Consider the following 19,010-nt stretch of genomic DNA (forward strand, 5'->3'; position numbering starts at 1 on the left):
GTCAATCCGAACCCGTCCGCCGGGTCTCGCCCGGCGTCGCGGACTGCAGCCGCTCCGCGATGCGTTCCGCGGCGCGGCCGTCGCCGAACAGGGCCGGCGGCCTCGCGGCGGGACGCCGCGCGGACGCGACGAGTTCCGGCAACTCGGCGAGGGTGTCCCCGGCCAGCCGGTTCCAGCCGGTCGCGACGGTCTCCGTCCATTCCGTTTCCCGGCGCAACGTTATACAGGGGGTTTCGAGGAAGAAAGCCTCTTTTTGAATGCCGCCGGAATCCGTGAGAACGACCGAGGCGTCCTGTTCGAGCTTCAGCATGTCCAGGTACCCGACGGGGTCGATGACGTGCAGGTGCGAGGGGGCGCCGGAGGGGAAGACCCGGTCGTGGAGCGCCCGCATGCGCTCCCGCGTTCGCGGGTGGACCGGGAATATCACGGGCCGCTCGATCCGGGCCAGGGCCTGGAGCAGGCGGGTGAGCGTGGGTTCATCATCCACGTTGCCGGCCCGATGCAGCGTGACCAGCGCGAACGACGTGTCGCGCAGGCCCAGCGTCCCGGCCACGGAGGGGCGCCGGCGCGCGGCCTCGGCGAAATGAAGAACGGCGTCGTACATGGTGTCGCCCACCACGTGGACGCCCCGGGTGACGCCTTCCCGTTCCAGGTTGGCCCGCGCGGTTTCGGTCGGGCAGAAAAGCAGGTCCGCGCAGTGGTCCGTCAGCACGCGGTTGTGTTCCTCCGGCATGGCCCGGTTGTACGAGCGCAGGCCGGCCTCCACGTGCGCCAGGGGCACGCGGAGCTTGCACGCGGCCAGGGCGCCGGCCAGCGTGCTGTTCGTGTCGCCGTAGACCAGGACGAGATCCGGCTTCTCCCGGAGTAGAACCTCCTCGATGCCCTGGAGCATGGCCGCGGTCTGCGCGCCGTGCGGGCCGGAGCCCACCCGCAGGTTGTACTCGGGCGCCGGGATGCGCAGTTCCTCGAAGAAGCGGCGCGACATGTTGTCGTCATAGTGCTGCCCGGTATGGACCAGGGTTTCCCGGCATGTCTGGCGCAGGGCCCAGCAGACGGGCGCGGCCTTGATGAACTGCGGCCGGGCCCCGACGATGGTCACGATGTGTTTCATGTTGCCTTAACGGGCCCTGCTTCACTGGGCCGGCGCTCCGCGCCACGGCGAATGTGGGCCACGATATACAGGCCGTTTCCGCGAGGGAAGCCCCTTTTTTCTTTCCCGGGGCCGCCGTCCCGGTAGCCGCCGGCGTAAGCCGGTGGCGCCGAGCGACCGTGTTGTCTTTCTCCCTTCGCCCTGCTACATGTCTCACCCATGCCGGCGGAATCGCCCCATATCAGTGTCGTCATCCTGAACTGGAACAGGCCGGAAGACACCCTGCAGGCGGTGCGTTCCGTGCTCGGCCAGTCCTGTGCCGACCTCGAGGTGGTCGTGTGGGACAACGCCTCGACGGACGGGTCCCGCGAGGTGTTGACCGACGCCTTCGCGTCCGATCCCCGGGTCCGCCTGGTGTGGAGCGAGCGCAACTACGGCGTGGCCGGCGGCCGCAACCGGGCCTTTGCCGCGGCCCGGGGACGGATTCTCTTTTCGCTGGACAGCGATGCCGTCATCGAAACCCGGGACGGACTGGACCTCGTTGCCGCCGTTTTCGAGAACGAGCCCGGCGTCGGGGTCGTGGGGGCCGAGGTGCTCCGCCCGGACCGCCATCTCATGTGGCCGTTCGCGCGGCCGGCCTCCGAGTGGCGCGAGCGCCGGTTCGACACCATCCGCCTGGACGGCTGCGCGTTTGCCACGCGCCGCGAGCTGTTCGAGCGCATCGGGGGCTTCGCCGAGCATTTCTCGCCGTACGGCCAGGAGGATCATTACTACGCGTTCCAGGTGCTGGGGGCCGGCTTTCGCGTGGTGTACGTGCCCGCCATCAAGGTCGTTCATGCCTTCAACCCGGTGGGCCGGCAGGGCGAGCAGTTTGCCATGGTCGTGCGGAACGGGCTGTGGATTCCGCTTGAACTATTTCCCTTCCCCCATAACCTTCTGCGTGCCGTCTCCCGGAGCATGCATTTTGCGCGAGAGGCCGCGGAGGACAAGCAGTGGCGCTTTTTCTTCCAGGGGTTTTCCCAGGGCTTCGCCGCGATGAGGCGCCGCCGACCCATGCCGCGCAAGGCGTGGCGCCGGGTCGCCGCGCTCATCCGGGAAGACAAGGCCCTTGGAAAAGCGTATGATACGGGAAATGTACACGGGTGATGAACCTCGCCGGATGAAGCGCCATCGCGAACCATCGCGCGGACTATCGTGATCTACAGGGACTAAACTTCAGGCCGACCTTTTCCGATTTCAGGTTTCATCCCTCTCCACCCATGCTCTTCAACAGCTACGAGTTCCTGTTCCTCTTCCTGCCCCTGGTCCTGCTCGGGTACTACGCGCTGGTGCCCCGGCGCGCGCGCCTGCTGCTGCTGACGCTGGCGAGCTACTTCTTCTACGGCTGGTGGGACTACCGGTTCTGCTCGCTGATGCTGATCTCGACGCTGATCGATTACGCGGCGGGAAAAGGGATCGGAGGCTCGGCCGATCCGCGAATCCGCCGGCGGTGGATGATAGCCTCGATTGTGTCGAATCTCTCGCTGCTCGGTTTTTTCAAGTACTACGATCTCGCGGCCCGCACGGTGAACCAGGCCCTTTCATTTTTCGGCGCTCCGGATCCGCTGCTCCCGCTGCTCCACATCATCCTGCCGGTCGGGATATCCTTCTACACGTTCCAGAGCATGAGCTACTCGATCGACATCTATCTCGGCGCGGCCCGGCCGGCGAGGTCCTTCGTCGATTTCGCCTGTTTCGTGGCGCTCTATCCCCAGTTGATCGCCGGCCCGATCGTGCGGTATCGCGACCTGGCCGAGCAGTTGATCGAACGCTCGCACACGGTCGCGAAGTTCGCGCTGGGGATCACGTTCTTCGTGCTGGGCCTGGCCAAGAAGGTGATCCTCGCGGACGGCGTGGCGCCCCTGGTCGGCCCGGCCTTCGAGGCGGCCGCGCCGGGCCTGTTCACCGCGTGGACCGGTCTGCTGGCGTACACGATGCAGATTTACTTCGACTTCAGCGGCTACTCGGACATGGCGGTCGGCCTCGGGCTGATGCTCGGGTTCCGCATGCCGCAGAATTTCGATTCGCCCTACAAGGCGGTCTCGATCACCGACTTCTGGCGGCGCTGGCACATCACCCTGTCGAGCTGGCTGCGCGATTACCTCTATATTCCGCTGGGCGGCAACAGGCTGGGGCCCGTCCGGACGTACTTCAACCTGTTCCTCACGATGCTGCTGGGCGGCTTGTGGCACGGGGCGAACTGGACCTTCGTCCTGTGGGGCGCCTACCACGGCATTCTGCTGGCGATCGAGCGGGCGGCGGGGAAGAAGGGCCTGCTGGCGTGGGCGCCGGCCGCGGCGCAACAGCTGGTCACTTTTGGACTCGCGATGTTCGGCTGGGTCCTGTTCCGCGCCGCCACGCCGGGGCAGGTCCGGACGATGTTCCGGGGCCTGTTCGGGGCGAACGGCGCGGAGGCGCACGTCCGGGCGGCGATGGCGGCGAACCCGCTGCCGTACCTGATGCTGGCCGTCACGCTGCTGCTGGCCTTCGGGTTCCGGAACACGTGGGAGATCCAGTGGCGGAACGGCTGGACCCTGGCCTTGTTCCTGGCCGCGTTGTTCGCGGCCTCGGTGGCCGCGATCCTGGTCAATACCAGTTCGCCGTTCCTGTACTTCCAATTTTGAACCACGAATGGACACGGGTAGACATGGAGCGTGGAGCCGCGAAGGCCACGCGCTGACGCGCGCGGCTACGTAGCCGCCGCCGGGTAGCCGCCGCCGTAAGGCGGTGGCAGGAAAAGAACCGCATGCAGCATCTTGAAGAAAAAGAGCGGGCGTTCGCGCCGGGGCCGGGCCGGGCCTGGGTCGTGGCCGCCGTCGTGGGCCTGCTCTGGCTGGCCGCCTGCGCGGCCGACTGGAGCCTGCGCTTCCAGCGGTTCCGCTGGCAACAGCGGCTGATCTTCAGGCCCGCAACGATCCAGGCGCTGGCCGTCGGGGACGAACGGTTCGTGACCAACTGGATGGCGGAAAGCCGGGGCGGCGACCTCACGCGCCTCGCGGGCATCCCTTCCTTCGCCGGCCGTTTTGAGCAGCCGCGGCCCGGCCGATTCGAGAGCCTCGATGCCGCGGGCTTCCGCAATGTCCCCGCGCCGCCGGAGCTGGCCCACCCGGTCGTCGTCGCGGGCGACAGCTTCATGGCCTCGGGCTATCCGATGACGAACATGTTCGCCGTCCGGCTGGCCGGGATTTCCGGCCTGCCGGTGTACAACCGCGCCATGCTGGGCGTGGGGCCGTTCTTGAGCCTGGTCCGCTTCGTGGACAGCGAGCGGTTTGTCAGCCGGGCGCCCCGGGTCCTGGTTTGGGGTTTCATCGAGCGCTCCGTCATCCGGCACGCCTTCTCCGGCATGATGTACCAGTTGGACATCCGGGAGAAAGGGATCCGGCCCGCGGATCATTATGAACGGTCAGCGACCCGGACGCGCCTGGTCTGGCAGGAGCTGGCGCCGTCGCAGTTGAAAACCGCGCTGCCCGACACCTCGGCGATGGCGCATTTCGCCCGCCGCGCCTGGAACCGGCTGCGCTACGCGCTGCTGGGGATGATCAACCCGGAAGTCTTCGTCGCCGCGGGGAAAGTGGCGGGGCGCCCGATGCTGATGTACCGCCCCGCCGTCGAGATCATGATCGGCGACCCGGCGGAACGGAACCTGGTGGAGGTCGCCGGGGCGATCCGGTACGCGGGCGATTTCATGGCGCGGCGGGGCATCCGGCTGGTGGTCGTGCTGATTCCCGACAAGGAGCAGGTCTACCGCGAACTCGTCCCGGCGCACGTGCGGGACGGCCGCGAGTTGCCGCCGTCCTGCCTGGGCGAACTCGAGGAGCGCGTGCGGGCCGAGGGGATCCCGGCGGTCAACCTGCTGCCCCTGTTCCGCGCGCATGCCGCGGAGGGCGAGCTGCTGTACTGGCCGGACGACACGCACTGGAACGAGCGGGGCATCGCGCTGGCGGCGGAGGAAACCTGGAAGGCCGTGCGCCCGCTGCTGGAGGCCGTCGCGGCGGCGGAGCAGGGGGCGGAGGAGTAACCATGCCCGGCGACGAACAACCCTTGTGCCGGTTCCTGGAATGGGACACGGCCTTCTTCGGTTGCCGCGTGGCCCGGGTCGTGCCGGAGCGGCTCGACGCCGCCGGCGCGAAAGCCGTCCTGGCGTGGGCGCGGGCGGAGCGGATCGCCTGCCTCTACTTCCTGGCCGACACGGCGGATGCCGCGAGCCTGGCCGTTGCGGAGGACCACGGGTTCCGCTGCGTGGATATCCGGGTCACCCTGGACCGCGAGGTCGAGCGGCGGCCCACCGAGGCCGGCGAGGCGGGCGGGCCGGCCGTGCGTCCCGGCCGGGCCTCCGACCTGGACGCGCTGGTGCCGATCGCGCGCGGGGCGCATACCGACACGCGGTTTTTCGCCGACCCGCATTTCGAGCGCGAGCGCTGCGCGGCCCTCTACGAGACCTGGTTGAGACAGGGCTTTTCGGGCGGCGCCGAGGCTGTCCTGGTTTTCGAGCACGAAGGCCGCGCGGCCGGCTACGTCTCCTGCCACCTGCGAAGCGCCGGGGAGGGGCAGATCGGCCTGCTGGGCGTCGGCGCGCAGGCCCGCGGCCGCGGCGGCGGCCGGGGCCTGGTGCGGGCGGCCCTGCGCTGGTTCGGCGCGCAGGGATGCCGCCAGGTTTCCGTGGTGACCCAGGGCCGCAATATCCCGGCCCAGCGCCTGTACCAGGGCTGCGGCTTTAAAACCGGCCGGGCGCAGGCCTGGCATCATTTGTGGATGGCCGATCTGGATCGGAAGGTGTGACGATGACGCCCTATCGAATACTGTTCAACCGCCCCGATCCGATCGGCGCCGAACTGGAGTACCTGGCTGAAGCGGCCCGGTCGGGCCAGATTTCCGGGGACGGGTCGTTCACGCGCCGTTGCCACGCGCTGCTGGAGCGCGAACCGGGCGCGAAAAAGGCGCTCCTGACCACCTCCTGCACCCACGCGCTGGAAATGGCGGCGCTGCTCCTGGACATCCGGCCGGGCGACGAGGTCATCGTGCCGTCGTTCACCTTCGTGTCCACCGTCAACGCCTTCGTCCTGCGCGGCGCGAAGCCGGTGTTCGCCGACATCCGGCCCGACACGCTCAACCTGGACGAGCGCGCGCTGCCGGCGCTGATCACTCCGCGGACCCGGGCCCTCGTGGTCGTGCACTACGCGGGCGTCGGCTGCGAGATGGACGCGATCCTGGCCCTCGCGCGGGAACGCGGCTTGCCGGTCATCGAGGACAACGCGCACGGTCTCTTCGGCCAGTACCGGGGACGCGGGCTGGGCACGCTGGGCGCGCTGGCGACCCAGAGCTTCCACGAGACCAAGAACTTCTCCTGCGGCGAGGGCGGGGCCCTGCTGATCAACGACGAGCGCTACATCGAGCGGGCGGAGATTATCCGCGAGAAGGGCACCGATCGCAGCAGGTTTTTCCGCGGGCAGGTGGACAAGTACTCCTGGGTGGACATCGGCTCCAGCTACCTGCTGTCGGACCTGCTGGCGGCGTTCCTCTTCGCCCAGTTGGAGCGGCGCGAGGAAATCCAGGCCAGGCGAAAGGCCATTTGGGAGACCTATCGGACGAATCTGGCGGATTGGTCCGCATCGGTCGGCGCTCGCTTGCCCGTCATCCCGGATCATTGCCGGCAGGCCTGGCACATGTTTTATCTCCTGATGCCTTCGCTGGCGGCGCGACAGCGGCTGATCGCGCACCTCAAGCAGCGCGGCATCATGAGCGTGTTTCACTACCTGCCGCTGCACCTGTCGCCGATGGGCCGGCGCTTCGGGGGCCGGCCGGGCGCTTGCCCGGTCACCGAGGACATCAGCGACCGGCTGCTGCGCCTGCCCTTCTACAACAGCCTGGCCGCGTCCGACCAGGACCAGGTCATCGAGGCGGTGCGCTCCTTTGATCCAGGACGCGGCGAATGAAACCGCGAATGAACACGAGCAGACACGAATGCCGACGAGGTTCTTCTTGGCCGGCATTCACTCGTTTGGTGAGGGCGCCGGTTGCCGAAGCGTCCTCCGTATAGGTGTCCATTCGTGGTTAAACGGCTCTTGTTTAATGGTTGCGGGGCGGCTGGGGGAATAGCGCGGTTGACAATCCGGCGGGCCGGGGCATGCTGTCCCCGGAATTCGCGGAGCGACGCATGATCAGCGGAAAAAAAGTGACGGTCGTCATGCCCGCGTACAACGCGGCGCGGACGCTGGAGCAGACGGTCCGGGCGCTCGACCGGGCGGTCGTGGACGACATCATCGTCGTGGACGACTGCAGCACCGACGAGACGGTCGCGCGGGCGAAGGAGCTTGGCCTGTTTGTGCGCCGCCACGACCGGAACCTGGGCTACGGCGGCAACCAGAAGAGCTGCTACCGGCTGGCGCTCGGGCGCGGCGCGGATATCGTCGTGATGGTTCATCCGGACTACCAGTACGACCCGCGCCTCGTGCCGGCCATGGCGCACATGATCGCCTCGGACCTGTACGACGTGGTGCTGGGCTCGCGGATCCTGGGCGGCGGGACCCTGGCGGGGGGCATGCCCCTGCACAAGTACGTCGCGAACCGGATGCTGACCGCGTTCCAGAACATCCTGACCGGCCAGAAGCTCTCCGAGTACCACACGGGCTACCGGGCGTTTTCGCGGAAGGTCCTCGAGACCCTGCCGCTGGAGGAGAACTCGAACGACTTCGTGTTCGACAACCAGATGCTGTGCCAGGCGGCGGCCTTCGGGTTCCGCCTGGGAGAGCTGTCGTGCCCCACGAAGTACTTCGCGGAGGCGTCCTCGATCAACTTCAGGCGTTCCGTGATTTACGGCCTGGGCGTCGTGCGCAGCACGCTGCAACTGTTTCTCCACCGGCACGGGGTGAAGGACGAGCGGCTGTTCGGGCCCCGCGGGAGAAAGCTTGTCCCGTGAACGCCCCCTCGGAGGCCAGTCCCTGTCCCCTGTGCGCGCAGCCGCGCGGAGTGGAGGCCCTCGAATGCCGGGACAGCCGGGGCGTGATGCGATCCTACCGGTATTGTGCGGCCTGCGGGGGGTACAGCCTGGACCCCCTGCCCTCGCCCGGCGAGCTGGCCGCGATGTACGACGAGGCGTACTACGGCTCCGGGGAGCGCAAGCTCCCCGCCCTGCTGGACGCCGTGCGCAACCTGGCCCTGCGGCGCCGGGCCGCCCGGGTTGCCCGATGGTTGGGGCGGCGCGGCCGGATCCTCGACGTGGGTTGCGGGGACGGCCGGTTCCTGGCCCACATGCAGGCGCTGGGGTTCGAGATCATGGGCCTCGAGCTGCCGGGGATCGCCCTGGAACGGGCCCGGAAGCGGACGGGCGCGCCGCTGCGCGAGGGGCCGCTCGCGCCCGGCATGTTCCCCGACCGCTCGTTCGACCTCATCACGATCTGGCATGTCCTCGAACACGTCGTCGATCCGCGGGAACTCCTGGCGACCTGCCGCGCCCTGCTGAAGGACGACGGGCGGCTGGTGGTCGAGGTGCCGAACCTGGACAGCTGGCAGAGCCGGCTCGGCGGGGCGGGGGCGTTCAACCTGGATCCGCCGCGGCACCTGCACCAGTTGCCCCCGAGCGCGCTCGACCGGTTGGTCGAAGAAACCGGTTTTTCCGTCGAACGTCGCGAAACCCTGTCCTTGGAAATGGGTGTCATGGGCGCGATGCAGACGCTGCTGAATCACTGGCTTGCGCCCCGGGATTTGCTGTTCGACCTGCTGCGCTCGCGGTTTTCCTGCCCGGGATCGACGGGCGCCAAGGCGGCGTCCGTGGCGTGGGCCCCGGTCCTGGTCGTGCCGGCGACGGTCTTTACGATGCTGGAGGCGGCCGGCGGTCGCGGCGCGGTGTTGCGGGTGGTCTGCCGGCCGCGGTAAAAGAGCGTGAAGCAATAAGGCAAGGAGAACGATGGCGAACTTCCAGCCCATGAAGGACCGGTTCCTGATGGTCCTGCGCGAGAACGTCGCCCTGCTGGGGGTGGGGGGGCGGTTCCTGGATTTCGGGTGCGGACGGGGCGACGTCTCCGAGGTGCTGATCCGCGAACCGGCCATGGCCGGCGGCACCGCGTACGACCTGGCCGTCGACGCGGAGCAGCAGAAGCGTTCGGGCGCGCGCGAGGGCGGCAAGACGCTGAAGTATGCCTCCCGGTTATCCGAGGAGGAGACCGGCCTGGACCTGGCGCTGTTGTTCGACGTCATCGAGCATGTCCCGGTGCCCGGGGCCCTGCTGCGGGAGATCGAGCGGCGCGTCCGGCCGGGCGGGTGGCTGGTGGTGACCGTCCCGTATAACCCGCATGAGTGGGGCGTGGACGACGATTTCTACGGGCACCTGCGTAGATTGAGCATGCGGGGCATCGTGTCCATGCTCGAGCAGAGCGGGTGGAGCGTGATCCGCGTGCTCGATCCCTCCTTTCCGACCTTCTGGCTGATCCGCCGGGTCTACCTGTGGACGCGGCGCTTCATGAAACTGCCCGTGCCGGGCCACGACGGGCCGACGGGCAACGACCTGCAGCGGACCCTCGCGTCCTCGCGGCAGAGCGCCTGGGATACCGGCGGGGTGATGCAGCGGGTGCTGTCGTACGGCGTCATGCCGTGGCGTCTCATCCGCAAGTTCGATTTGTATTTCGAGTCCGTGTACAAGGGCTTCGAGCTGTTCGTCGTCTGCCAGCGGCGGCGGTCCTCCCCGGCGTGCGGCGTGTGCGGCCACGGGCGCTTTTCCTATCATCGTTTCTTCCAGCGCTACAGCCTTCAGCGGTGCTCCTACTGCCGGACGGAACAGATTCTGCCCGAAACGGACGATGCGTCCGCCCCGCCGCCTTCCCCCGCGGGCCCGATGCCCGGGCCGGGCGGGGTCCTGTTGCGCCGGTGGCGTACCCGGCGCCTGGAGGCGTTGTGCCGGCGCGCGCCCCGGCCGGCCTCGCTGTTCGTGGTGTCGCGGCACGGGGCGCAGGACGTGGAGACGGCGCGCCTGGCGCCCGCCGCGGACGTGCGGACGAGCACCCTCGGGGAGTGGCTGGCCCGGGGTCCGGAGGAGGGGCGGCGGTACGGCATCCTGGCGCTGTTCCACGTGTTCGAGCATGTTCGGGAAACCGCGGAGGCCCTGGAGGCCCTGGACCGGAGCGTCGAGCCCGGGGGCTGGGTGATGATCGAGTATCCCAACAGCCGTTCCTGGTTGAAGCGGCTGTTCCGCTGGCGGTGGTTTGGATACGACCCGCCCCATCACCGCCACGTGATTGACGCCCAGGCCCTGGCGGACCAGATGGGCCTTCGCAATTACCGGCTGCTGGGCGAACGGCACTTCATCCCGGTATTCCTTCCTGGTCTTTGCCCAGACCCTGGTCAACGCGTTGATGCCGTTCCAGCGGGATGCCTTGTACCATTGGATTCGCGGATGCCGGATCGGTCCGCTCGAGCGGTTCTGGGCCTGGGTGTCGGCGCCCCTGGCGGCGCTGTGCGTTCCGCTGTTCCTGGTCTACCAGCCGCTGGCCTCGCTGTTCCGCGCGGGCTGCGTGGTCCGGCAAGTCTTTCGCCGCACGGATATCGTGGAGTGACATGAAGCAAGAAGGCGAGCGACTCCTGGAGTGGATGGACCGGCACTACCTGTTCATCGTGACCGTGTTCGTGCTGTGGGCGTACGGCCTGGTGGGCGCCGCCGGGCCCCACGGAGACCCCATCCGGTCCGACGGGGCGGGCTACTACGCCTACCTCCCATCGCTGCTTCTGTACGGGGACCCCAGCTTTGAAACGGACGCCGACGTCCGGTACGGCGGGGAGTTCCCGTACTGGACCTACGTGCGGCGGTACCCGCCGACCGGACGGTACCTGAACGCGATCAACATCGGCGTCTCGCTGATGACGGCGCCTTTCTTCCTGGCGGCGCATGCCCTCACCCTGTGGTTCGGTTTCCCCTGGAAGGGCGGCCCGGAGTTTCTCCAACTGCGGTATGCCCCCGATGGGTATTCCTTCTTCTACCAGCACGGCGCGGGCCTGGCCGGCGTGTTCTATTTTCTGCTGGGCTTCGCCCTGCTGAAGAGGATCCTGGCGCGGTATTTTTCCCGGGGCGCCGTGCTGGCGGCGATGACCGCGCTCCTGCTGGGAACCAACCTGCTTCACTACGGGGCCGTGTTCACGGTGAATGCGCATCCGTTCACATTCTTCCTGACCGCCGTCCTGATGGAGTGCACCCGGCGCTGGTACGAGGCCCCGGACCGGCGGGCGCTGGCGGTGGGCCTGGGCACCACGGCGGCCTTGTTGTACCTGGTCCGCCCGTTGAATGTTCTCCTGCTGCTGTGGGTTCCGCTGTACGGCGTGTCCTCCGTTCGCGGGGCGGCGGAGCGGCTTCGTTTTTTCTGGCGACAGCGGGGCGCCGTGGCCTGGATGGGCGCCGTGGCGTTCGTATGGCTGATTCCCCAGTTCCTGGCGTGGAAATATTCGACCGGCCATTTTCTGGTGAAGGCCTACCAGCATGTCGGCGCCTCCAGTTTCGGGTGGCCGCAACTGCCGGCCTTTTTCTTCGGACTTCGCAAGGGGATGTTCCCCTGGTTTCCGGTTTTCGCGCTGGCGCTGCCCGGGTTCTGGTTCCTGAAGGGCGAGGCGCGCGCCTGCCGCACGCCCGTGGCGGTCCTTTGTGTCCTGTACGCCCTCGTGATTTCCAGCTTGCGCATCTGGGAAATGGCCGGCGGGTTCGGCAACCGGTACCTGGTGGACATGACGCCGTTCCTGGCCTTTCCCCTGGCGGCCTTCTACGCGGGCCTGCGGGCGCGGTGGTGCCGCGTCCTGGCGGCCGTCTTCACCGTCGCGGCCGTGGCGTGGGCGCTGTTCCTGCTGACCCTGCTCCTTCGCCTGGAACTGGATCCCTACGGCCTGGACCGGCAGGCGCTGTTCGACGTTTTCTGGTGGCGGAAAGAGGCGTTCCTGGAGTGGTGGCGGGCCCCGTGACCGGGCGGCGACATACCTCTTGACTTCGCCGGACCGTTGGCACAGCTTTTCATGACATGAAAAAGGTCCTTATCACCGGCGCCGGCGGGTTCATCGGCTCCCACCTGGTCGAGCGGTGCGCGGCGCTCGGGCACGAGGTGCGGGCCTTCGTGCGCTACAACTCGCAAGGCCGCTGGGGCTGGCTGGACCGCCGGCCGCGCGGCGCGGGCGTCGAGGTGATCAGCGGCGACATCCGCGACCTGGACTCCGTGCGGCGCGCGGTGCAGGGCGTGGACACGGTCTTCCACCTGGCCGCCCTGATCGGCATCCCGTACTCTTACGTCTCGCCGCTGGCCTACATCCGCACGAACATCGAGGGCACCTATAACGTGCTCCAGGCGGCGCGCGACCTCGGCGGCGTCGAGGTGCTCGTGACCTCGACAAGCGAAACGTACGGCACCGCGCAGTACGTCCCGATCGACGAGCGGCACCCGGCCGTCGGACAGTCGCCCTACGCGGCGACCAAGATCGCGGCCGACCAGCTGGCGTTGAGCTTTCACCGGTCCTTCGGCCTGCCCGTGAAGATCGTCCGCCCGTTCAACACGTTCGGGCCGCGGCAGTCCGCGCGCGCGTTCATCCCGGCGGTGATCATCCAGTTGCTCGGCGGCGCGGAGACCCTGCGCCTGGGTAATCTGGCGCCGACCCGGGACCTCACCTACGTCAAGGACACGGTCGAGGGCTTCCTCGCGATCGCCCGCGCGCCGGACCTGGCGGGCGAGGCGACGAACGTCGGGATGGACACGGAGATCTCGATGGGCGACCTGGCCCGGCGGATCAGCCGGCTCGTCGCGGGCCGCGAGGTCGAGATCGTCGCCGAGGAGGCCCGGGTCCGCCCGGAGGCCAGCGAGGTCGAGCGCCTGCGGTGCGCGAACGCGAAGCTGCGCGAACGGACCGGCTGGGCGCCGGCCTACGACCTGGACCGCGGGCTGGAGGAAACCATCGCATGGCTGCGCGACCACGTCGCGGATTACAAGGCGGAACTCTATCATGTATAAGGGCCGAACCCACCCCCCGCCGAGGCGTGGCGCACTCGGCGGCCCCCTCCCGGGAGGGGACGTTTGCTTTAATGCTCCCCTACGATCGAGGGGCCTCCTTTCATCTCCCCTCCTTCGGAGGGGCCGGGGGTGGGTTGTTTCCCGCGCGGCGGAGGAAGAAGGCTGCCCATGAAAGCCGTCATCCTGGCCGGGGGCAAGGGCGCGCGGCTGGCGCCGTTTACCACGGTGTTCCCCAAGCCGCTCATGCCGCTGGGCGAGACGCCGATCCTGGAAATCATCCTGCGCCAGCTCCAGCGCGCGGGCTTCACCGAGGTCGTCCTCGCCGTCGGGTACCTGGAGGCGCTGATCCGTTCCTACTTCGGCGACGGGCGCAAGTGGGGGCTCAAGATCGCGTACTCGAAGGAGGCGAAGCCCCTGGGCACCGCCGGTCCGCTCTCGCTGATCCGCGGGCTCCGCCGGACGTTCCTCGTCATGAACGGCGACGTGCTCACCACGCTGCCGCTCGGCCGGATGCTCGCGTTCCACCGGGAGCAGAAGGCCGCGGCCACCGTCGCGGTCAGCCACCGCGTGCAGCCGGTGAACTACGGCGTGATCAAGTTCGACCGCGCGAAGGCGGTGACGGACTACATCGAGAAGCCGCGGCTCGACTACGACGTGAGCATGGGCATCTACTTCCTCGAGCCGTCCGTGCGGAAACACATCCGGGCCGGCGAGCCGCTGGACCTGCCGGAGCTGGTGCGGCGGCTCCTGCGCGCCGGCGAGAAGGTGGCGGCCTACGTCAGCCGCGACTACTGGCTCGATATCGGGCGGCACGACGATTACGCGAAGGCCCAGGCGGAGTATGAAAAGATCAAGGGCAGGCTCCTCCGCCGGTAAGCCGGCCGGATCCCGGCGTCCGTTCGGCGCGCTCGTCACGGGCGCCCGGGGCTTCGTGGGCCGGCGGCTCGTCCGCCGCCTGCGCGCGGAAGGCGCGCGCGTCGTGGAATGGGACGCCCGGGCCGGCCTGGACCTGTGCGACTGGGACGCCGTGCGGACCCGGCGGCTGCCGCGCGGGCTGGACGCGGCCTTCCACCTCGCCGCGGTGAGCTACGTCCCCGCCGCCTGGGCCGATCCGCAAGCCATGCTCCGGACCAACCTCGACAGCACGCTCCACGTCCTCGAGGTCTGCCGCCGGCGCGGCATCCCGCGCCTGGTCTTCGTCAGTTCCTGCATTTACGGGCCGCCACGGTACCTGCCGATCGACGAAAAGCACCCGGTCGCGCCGGCCAACCCGTACGCGTGGAGCAAGCATCTCGGCGAGCAGCTCTGCCGGACCTACGCGCACCTGTACGGCCTGCGGGTCGTCATCGTGCGCCCGTTCAACATCTACGGGCCGGGCCAGGATCCGCGGTTCCTGGTGCCCGCCATCCTCGACCAGGTACGGAGGGGCGGGACGGTCACGCTCGACAGCCTGACGCCGCGCCGGGACCTCCTGTACGTGGACGACCTCGTGGAGGCGCTGTTCCGGGCGGCGCGGTTCGAGGGGCCCGGCGTCGAGGTCTTCAATCTCGGGGCCGGGGTCAGCCATTCCGTGCGCGAGATCGCCGAGGCGGCCGGCCGGGCCGCCGGCAAGGTCCTGCGCCTGGCCAGCCGGCGCCGGTCCCGCCGCGGCGAGGTGAGGGACGTCGTCGCGGACGTCCGGAAGGCCCGGCGGCGCCTGGGCTGGCGGCCCGTCACGTCGCTGGCCGAGGGCCTCGCGCAAACCTGGGCGGCCGGGGCCGCCGCCGACCGGGAGGATTCCGAGCCATGAAAACCATCGAGCTGTCCGTCGTCGTCCCGGTGTTCCGGGAAGAGGAGATCATCGGCGAATTCCACCGCCGCCTGAACGCCGTTCTCGAAACCACGGGCCTGGCGTTCGAGATCCTGTACGTGGACGACCAATCCGACGGGCCCACGGTGACCCTCCTGAAAAAGATCGCGGACGGCGACGGCCGGGTGAAAGTCGTGAGTTTATCGCGCAATTTCGGCCACCAGGTGGCCCTGACCGCCGGCATAGACCTGGCGCGGGGCGCGGCCGTGGTGATGCTGGACGGCGACCTGCAGCACCCGCCGGAACTGATCCCCACGCTGATCGGGAAATGGCGGGAGGGATACGACATCGTCTACACAATTCGCCAGGAGACGAAGGGCATCTCGCCCATGCGGCGGTCCGCGTCCCGGCTGTTTTACGCCCTGATGACCCGCATCACGGAGGTGGACATGGACATCCACTGTGCCGACTTCCGCCTGATGAGCCGGCGGGCGGTGGAGGGCTTCAAGCAGGTGCGCGAGAGCGCCCGGTTTATCCGCGGGATCGTGGGCTGGATGGGCTACCGGAAGATCGGCATCCCGTTCACGAGCACGGAACGGGAGAGGGGGCGGTCGAAGTACTCGCCGCGGAAGCTCTTCAAGTTCGCGCTCGACGGGATTCTGTCCTTCTCCGTCGTGCCGATCCGGATGATCAGCCTGGTCGGGCTCGCGGTGTCGGGCATCAGCTTCCTCTACTTCCTGCGCATCCTCTACTACGTCTTTTTCAGCCAGCAGCGCTCGCCGGCCAACCTACCGACGCTTACGCTCATCCTGTTCGTGTCCGGGATTCAACTGGTCATGATGGGCGTGCTGGGCGAGTATCTCGGGCAGGTCTTCACCGAAACCAAGAATCGTCCGCTGTATCTCGTGGACGAAATCTACTTCAGCGGCGAGGCGGACGGGGACTCTTCCCCGTCCGGTCCGGCTTCGTAACCGCGCGCGTCAGCGCGGGGCCGCGGGGCGCTCGGCCAGCACCTCGCTGACATCCCACAGGTTTACCGCGACCGGCAGGCCGTGCAGGCGGCGCGGGAGGCGGAAGCGGGTCCAGAACCAGCGCGGCCAGGCCGTCCGGCGCAGCCGCTCCTCCAGGTACTTCAACGGATACACGCTGGCGGGATGCCGGACGGTCATGCGTTGGAATCCGCTCCTGGCCAGCATGTGGCGCAGGACCGGCGGCGAGAAGAAGAACAGGTGTTCGGGCAGGTTGTACAGGTGCCAGGAGCGGCCGGACAGGCGGGAGGCCAGGGACCGCACATTCCCGGTGGACAGGGCCAGGACCCCGCCCGGGCGCAGGAGCTGGAAGCACTGGTCGAGCAGCGCGCCCGGCCGGTCCACGTGTTCGATCACGTCCCACAGCGCGATGGCGTCCGCGGCGCCCGGTTCGAGCTCGTGATCCGCCAGGGTGCCCGTGGCGACGTCCAACCCGAGCCGGGCACGGGCGTGTTCGGACGCGTCTTCCGCGGGCTCGACGCCCCATACGCGGTAGCCGCATTTCCGGGCTTCATCGAGAAAGAAGCCGTGCGCGCAGCCGAGCTCGACCAGGCGTGGGCCCGCGCCGGGCGGCGTCGCTGCGGGCATGCCGGGCCGCGGGAGGCGCTCCGGCAAAAAGGCCGCCAGCCTTCGCAGCCGCCGGACGGCATTCATCCGGATGGCTTCTTCCATGGAGAGGTAGTCGGCGTACCCCTGGCTTTCCACCGGCGAATTGAAATAGCCCTGGCGATAGATGGCCAGGAGATCGCGGTCCGTGAAATTCCAGGTCACCAGGCCGCAGCGGTCGCAGCGGAACAGCGGGAAGGCGCCCACCTGTCGCCAGGATTTCCAGGCCGTCGCCTCGCAGCCGGGGCAGGGGAAGGAAGGCGCTGTCTCCGGCGCGTGTGCTGCCTTCATGACCGTTGATTCCCTTCAGGATTCCATGCGGCTGGACCGTCTGCCCGGCTTGCCGCCCCGCAAGCGTTTCCTGCCGGCGGCGTAGACTGGCAGACCCTGCCCCTCCGGTCAAGCGCGGGCTCCGTGGGTCCAAAATCCGCGCGTAAGGATCTGGACGTTGATGATGCCGCACAGGTTCTCCTTGCTGTTACCCAGGAGGGGAATCCCCCTGCATCGTATAGAAACCGGTTTGGAGGGCGAGCGTCCACGCGAGCCGCAAAGACACAGCGGCGTGCACAGGGCATGCCCGAGCGAACGCCATGCTTACGCGCGGATTTGGGTGGGTCGCGGGTGGTTGACCGCGGCCCCTTCATGCCTTATATATCCGGCGGCTTGGCCGGGTGCGCGAGGAGCGTGGACCTGAAGCATCGAACGGGGACATGGTCATGTCGCAAATGCAGGATGTCGTATCGTCCGGGGCGGAGGACGGGGGCAGGGCGCCGTCCAGGGCTTGGCGATGGCTGGTGTACGTGCTCCTGTTTGGCCTCGGGCTTGGCTTGCGTATTCAACTGGCCCGGGAGGCCTATCCGGCGCGCTCGGATGTCGGCCATATCGTGCACCAGGGGGTCTACTGGGCAAAGGGGGTGCCGGGCGCGCTATCGTCTATCTGGCCGGAGATACCCGTCCTGCTGGCCGGGCTGGCCTATCGGCACGGGCTCGATCCCGCGCAGACGCTGCAGTGGTTCACCGTGGCGGCCGGGAGCCTGATCGTGGCACTGGGCATGGTCCTGGCGCGCCGCCTGTTCGGCCGGGATGAAATCGCGTGGCTGGCCGGTCTCTGGATGGCGGCCAATCCGGCCATGTTGAATTGGGCGGTCAGTTCGCAGCCGGAGCCCGTGTTTGGTGCTTGTCTGGTCGGCGCCTGCGCGGTCGGCGCGCCCATGCTCTGCGGATCGGGAATCCGGTGGGGCCGGTTGCTGGCGGCCTTCACGCTGCTGGCCTTGGGCGTTTACTTCCGGCCGCTCGAAGCCATGGTGGCCGCGGCGGCGTTCACGGGGTGGGTGTTTTTGGTTCATGGGCGGACCTGGAAGCCGGCGGCGGGGAAGATCGCGGTCGGGTTGCTCGTGTATGTGGCGCTGCTGGTCCCGCATTTCGCCCTGCAGGAGTCCGGCGGCGGCGGCATGAAGTGGATCAACCCGCGCATGAGCAACGTAGTGCTCGGTCCCCGGGCCTTCGACTCGAAGTTTCTTTACAGCCTGGATTCAGGTTACGAGGAGGCCATCCAGGAGTTCCGGCGGGTGGGCGCGGCGCGCTGGCTCTGGACCCACCGGGCGGAGATGGGTCGGCGCTATGTCCCGAACCTCCTGGCCGTGCTGCGCGCCTACAGCGAGTTTGCCTTCCCCCAGGCGTTCCGGCTCGGTAACGCGTGGTTCGCGGCGCTCCTGCTCGTCGCGGCCTGGGTCGGCCTTCGCGGCGCGCATTGGAGAGCGGCCTTATTTCTCCTGCTGATCCTGTCGGCGTTCCCGCTGGGCGTGAGCATCAGCTACATCTATCCCAAGTGGCTTGTCGCGCAGTTGCCCTTCCTGTTGATCCTCCTCTGCGCCTTTGTGGTGCTCTCCCCCGGCCTGTGGTCCGGGCCCTGGCGGAAGCTGGGATGGACGGGCCTGCTCGTGCTGCTGGCGGGGATGTCGGCCCGGGGAGAGTTCCGGACTCACCGGGACGAGGCATGGATATGGGACAACCAGCGCGCGATGGCCCGCTGGCTGCGCCAGAACCTCCCGACGGATGCGGTGGTCATGGCCAATTCGCTTTCGCTGTCCCTGGAGTTCGACCTCGACCATCCGGAGCGGAGGATCTTCCTGCCGTACGGGACGTCCGAACGGGTGGACTACTGGGCCGGGGAGCGGGGCGCGACCTACATCCTCCTGAACAACCGGGAGCATCAGCACTGGCCGGTTCACGGGATTATTCGCGGCGAGCCGCCTCCGGCGAACTGGACGCTGGTCAAGGAGGAGACCTTCCGGCGGGATCACCCGGTGTGGGGGCCGCAGGAAGACAAGTACCTGATCTTCCGCCGCGAGCCACCGGCGCCTGTGGAATAGCCTTTCTCCCGTCTTCTCGGGTATCAAGACCCCCGCCCGCCGGCCTGGTGGGTGAATCAGTTTCGTTGAAACGCCCGGTTGCGCGGCAGCCCCCCCGCGCGAAACCTCCGGTGCAATGTC

Annotated in this window: 16 protein-coding genes; 14 read left to right on the top strand and 2 right to left on the bottom strand. The window is 68.3% G+C overall.

What is annotated here, in order from left to right; translation table 11 throughout:
- Nucleotide 1: 1 nt before the first annotated feature.
- The gene (gene wecB / locus KA248_01465; GenBank protein ID MBP7828565.1) at nt 2-1,111 is read right to left on the bottom strand and encodes a UDP-N-acetylglucosamine 2-epimerase (non-hydrolyzing); all 1,110 of its coding nucleotides are present in this window, start codon (nt 1,109-1,111) and stop codon (nt 2-4) included.
- A gap of 198 nt (nt 1,112-1,309) precedes the next feature.
- Here wecB and KA248_01470 point away from each other — a divergent pair, with 198 nt between their 5' ends.
- The 13 genes from KA248_01470 to KA248_01530 all read left to right on the top strand — a co-directional run bounded on the left by KA248_01470 (nt 1,310) and on the right by KA248_01530 (nt 15,855).
- A complete protein-coding gene (locus tag KA248_01470; protein MBP7828566.1) occupies nt 1,310-2,236 on the top strand; it encodes a glycosyltransferase family 2 protein in 927 nt (308 codons plus the stop codon).
- A gap of 113 nt (nt 2,237-2,349) precedes the next feature.
- A complete protein-coding gene (locus KA248_01475) occupies nt 2,350-3,753 on the top strand; it encodes an MBOAT family protein (GenBank protein ID MBP7828567.1) in 1,404 nt (467 codons plus the stop codon).
- Between the two features lie 122 nt (nt 3,754-3,875).
- Complete coding sequence (locus KA248_01480) at nt 3,876-5,147, top strand: hypothetical protein (protein MBP7828568.1); 1,272 nt, start codon at nt 3,876-3,878, stop codon at nt 5,145-5,147.
- 2 nt (nt 5,148-5,149) lie between these two features.
- Nucleotides 5,150-5,908: a GNAT family N-acetyltransferase gene (locus KA248_01485; GenBank protein MBP7828569.1), complete on the top strand. Its 759-nt coding sequence runs from the start codon at nt 5,150-5,152 to the stop codon at nt 5,906-5,908.
- A 2-nt stretch (nt 5,909-5,910) separates the two neighbouring features.
- Nucleotides 5,911-7,062 (top strand): dTDP-4-amino-4,6-dideoxygalactose transaminase, encoded by a 1,152-nt coding sequence (gene rffA, locus KA248_01490; protein ID MBP7828570.1) that lies wholly within the window; start codon nt 5,911-5,913, stop codon nt 7,060-7,062.
- A 221-nt stretch (nt 7,063-7,283) separates the two neighbouring features.
- Nucleotides 7,284-8,045 (top strand): glycosyltransferase family 2 protein, encoded by a 762-nt coding sequence (locus KA248_01495; protein ID MBP7828571.1) that lies wholly within the window; start codon nt 7,284-7,286, stop codon nt 8,043-8,045.
- Nucleotides 8,042-9,001, top strand: a complete 960-nt coding sequence (locus tag KA248_01500) for a class I SAM-dependent methyltransferase (GenBank protein ID MBP7828572.1) — start codon at nt 8,042-8,044, stop codon at nt 8,999-9,001. The genes KA248_01495 and KA248_01500 overlap by 4 nt, the downstream gene beginning before the upstream one ends.
- Before the next feature lie 31 nt (nt 9,002-9,032).
- Nucleotides 9,033-10,679: a methyltransferase domain-containing protein gene (locus KA248_01505; GenBank protein ID MBP7828573.1), complete on the top strand. Its 1,647-nt coding sequence runs from the start codon at nt 9,033-9,035 to the stop codon at nt 10,677-10,679.
- Nucleotides 10,676-12,061, top strand: a complete 1,386-nt coding sequence (locus KA248_01510) for a hypothetical protein (GenBank protein ID MBP7828574.1) — start codon at nt 10,676-10,678, stop codon at nt 12,059-12,061. The genes KA248_01505 and KA248_01510 overlap by 4 nt, the downstream gene beginning before the upstream one ends.
- 56 nt (nt 12,062-12,117) lie before the next feature.
- Nucleotides 12,118-13,095, top strand: a complete 978-nt coding sequence (locus KA248_01515) for a GDP-mannose 4,6-dehydratase (protein MBP7828575.1) — start codon at nt 12,118-12,120, stop codon at nt 13,093-13,095.
- Between the two features lie 168 nt (nt 13,096-13,263).
- Complete coding sequence (locus tag KA248_01520; protein MBP7828576.1) at nt 13,264-13,971, top strand: NTP transferase domain-containing protein; 708 nt, start codon at nt 13,264-13,266, stop codon at nt 13,969-13,971.
- Nucleotides 13,937-14,884 carry an NAD-dependent epimerase/dehydratase family protein gene (locus KA248_01525; GenBank protein ID MBP7828577.1) on the top strand — a complete coding sequence of 316 codons (948 nt, stop codon included), beginning with the start codon at nt 13,937-13,939 and terminating at the stop codon, nt 14,882-14,884. Before KA248_01520 ends, KA248_01525 begins: the two co-directional genes overlap by 35 nt.
- Nucleotides 14,881-15,855 carry a glycosyltransferase family 2 protein gene (locus KA248_01530; GenBank protein ID MBP7828578.1) on the top strand — a complete coding sequence of 325 codons (975 nt, stop codon included), beginning with the start codon at nt 14,881-14,883 and terminating at the stop codon, nt 15,853-15,855. The genes KA248_01525 and KA248_01530 overlap by 4 nt, the downstream gene beginning before the upstream one ends.
- Before the next feature lie 9 nt (nt 15,856-15,864).
- On the opposite strand, the gene KA248_01535 is transcribed toward KA248_01530, so the two are convergent.
- Entirely contained in the window at nt 15,865-16,809 is a 945-nt protein-coding gene (locus KA248_01535) for a class I SAM-dependent methyltransferase (protein ID MBP7828579.1), read from the bottom strand.
- A gap of 425 nt (nt 16,810-17,234) precedes the next feature.
- Between KA248_01535 and KA248_01540 the strand changes: the two genes are divergently transcribed.
- Nucleotides 17,235-18,890, top strand: coding sequence for a hypothetical protein (locus KA248_01540; protein MBP7828580.1), 1,656 nt, complete (start codon nt 17,235-17,237; stop codon nt 18,888-18,890).
- Nucleotides 18,891-19,010: the final 120 nt, after the last annotated feature.

The sequence above is a fragment of the Kiritimatiellia bacterium genome, from assembly GCA_018001225.1.
Classification (GTDB): domain Bacteria; phylum Verrucomicrobiota; class Kiritimatiellia; order CAIQIC01; family JAGNIJ01; genus JAGNIJ01.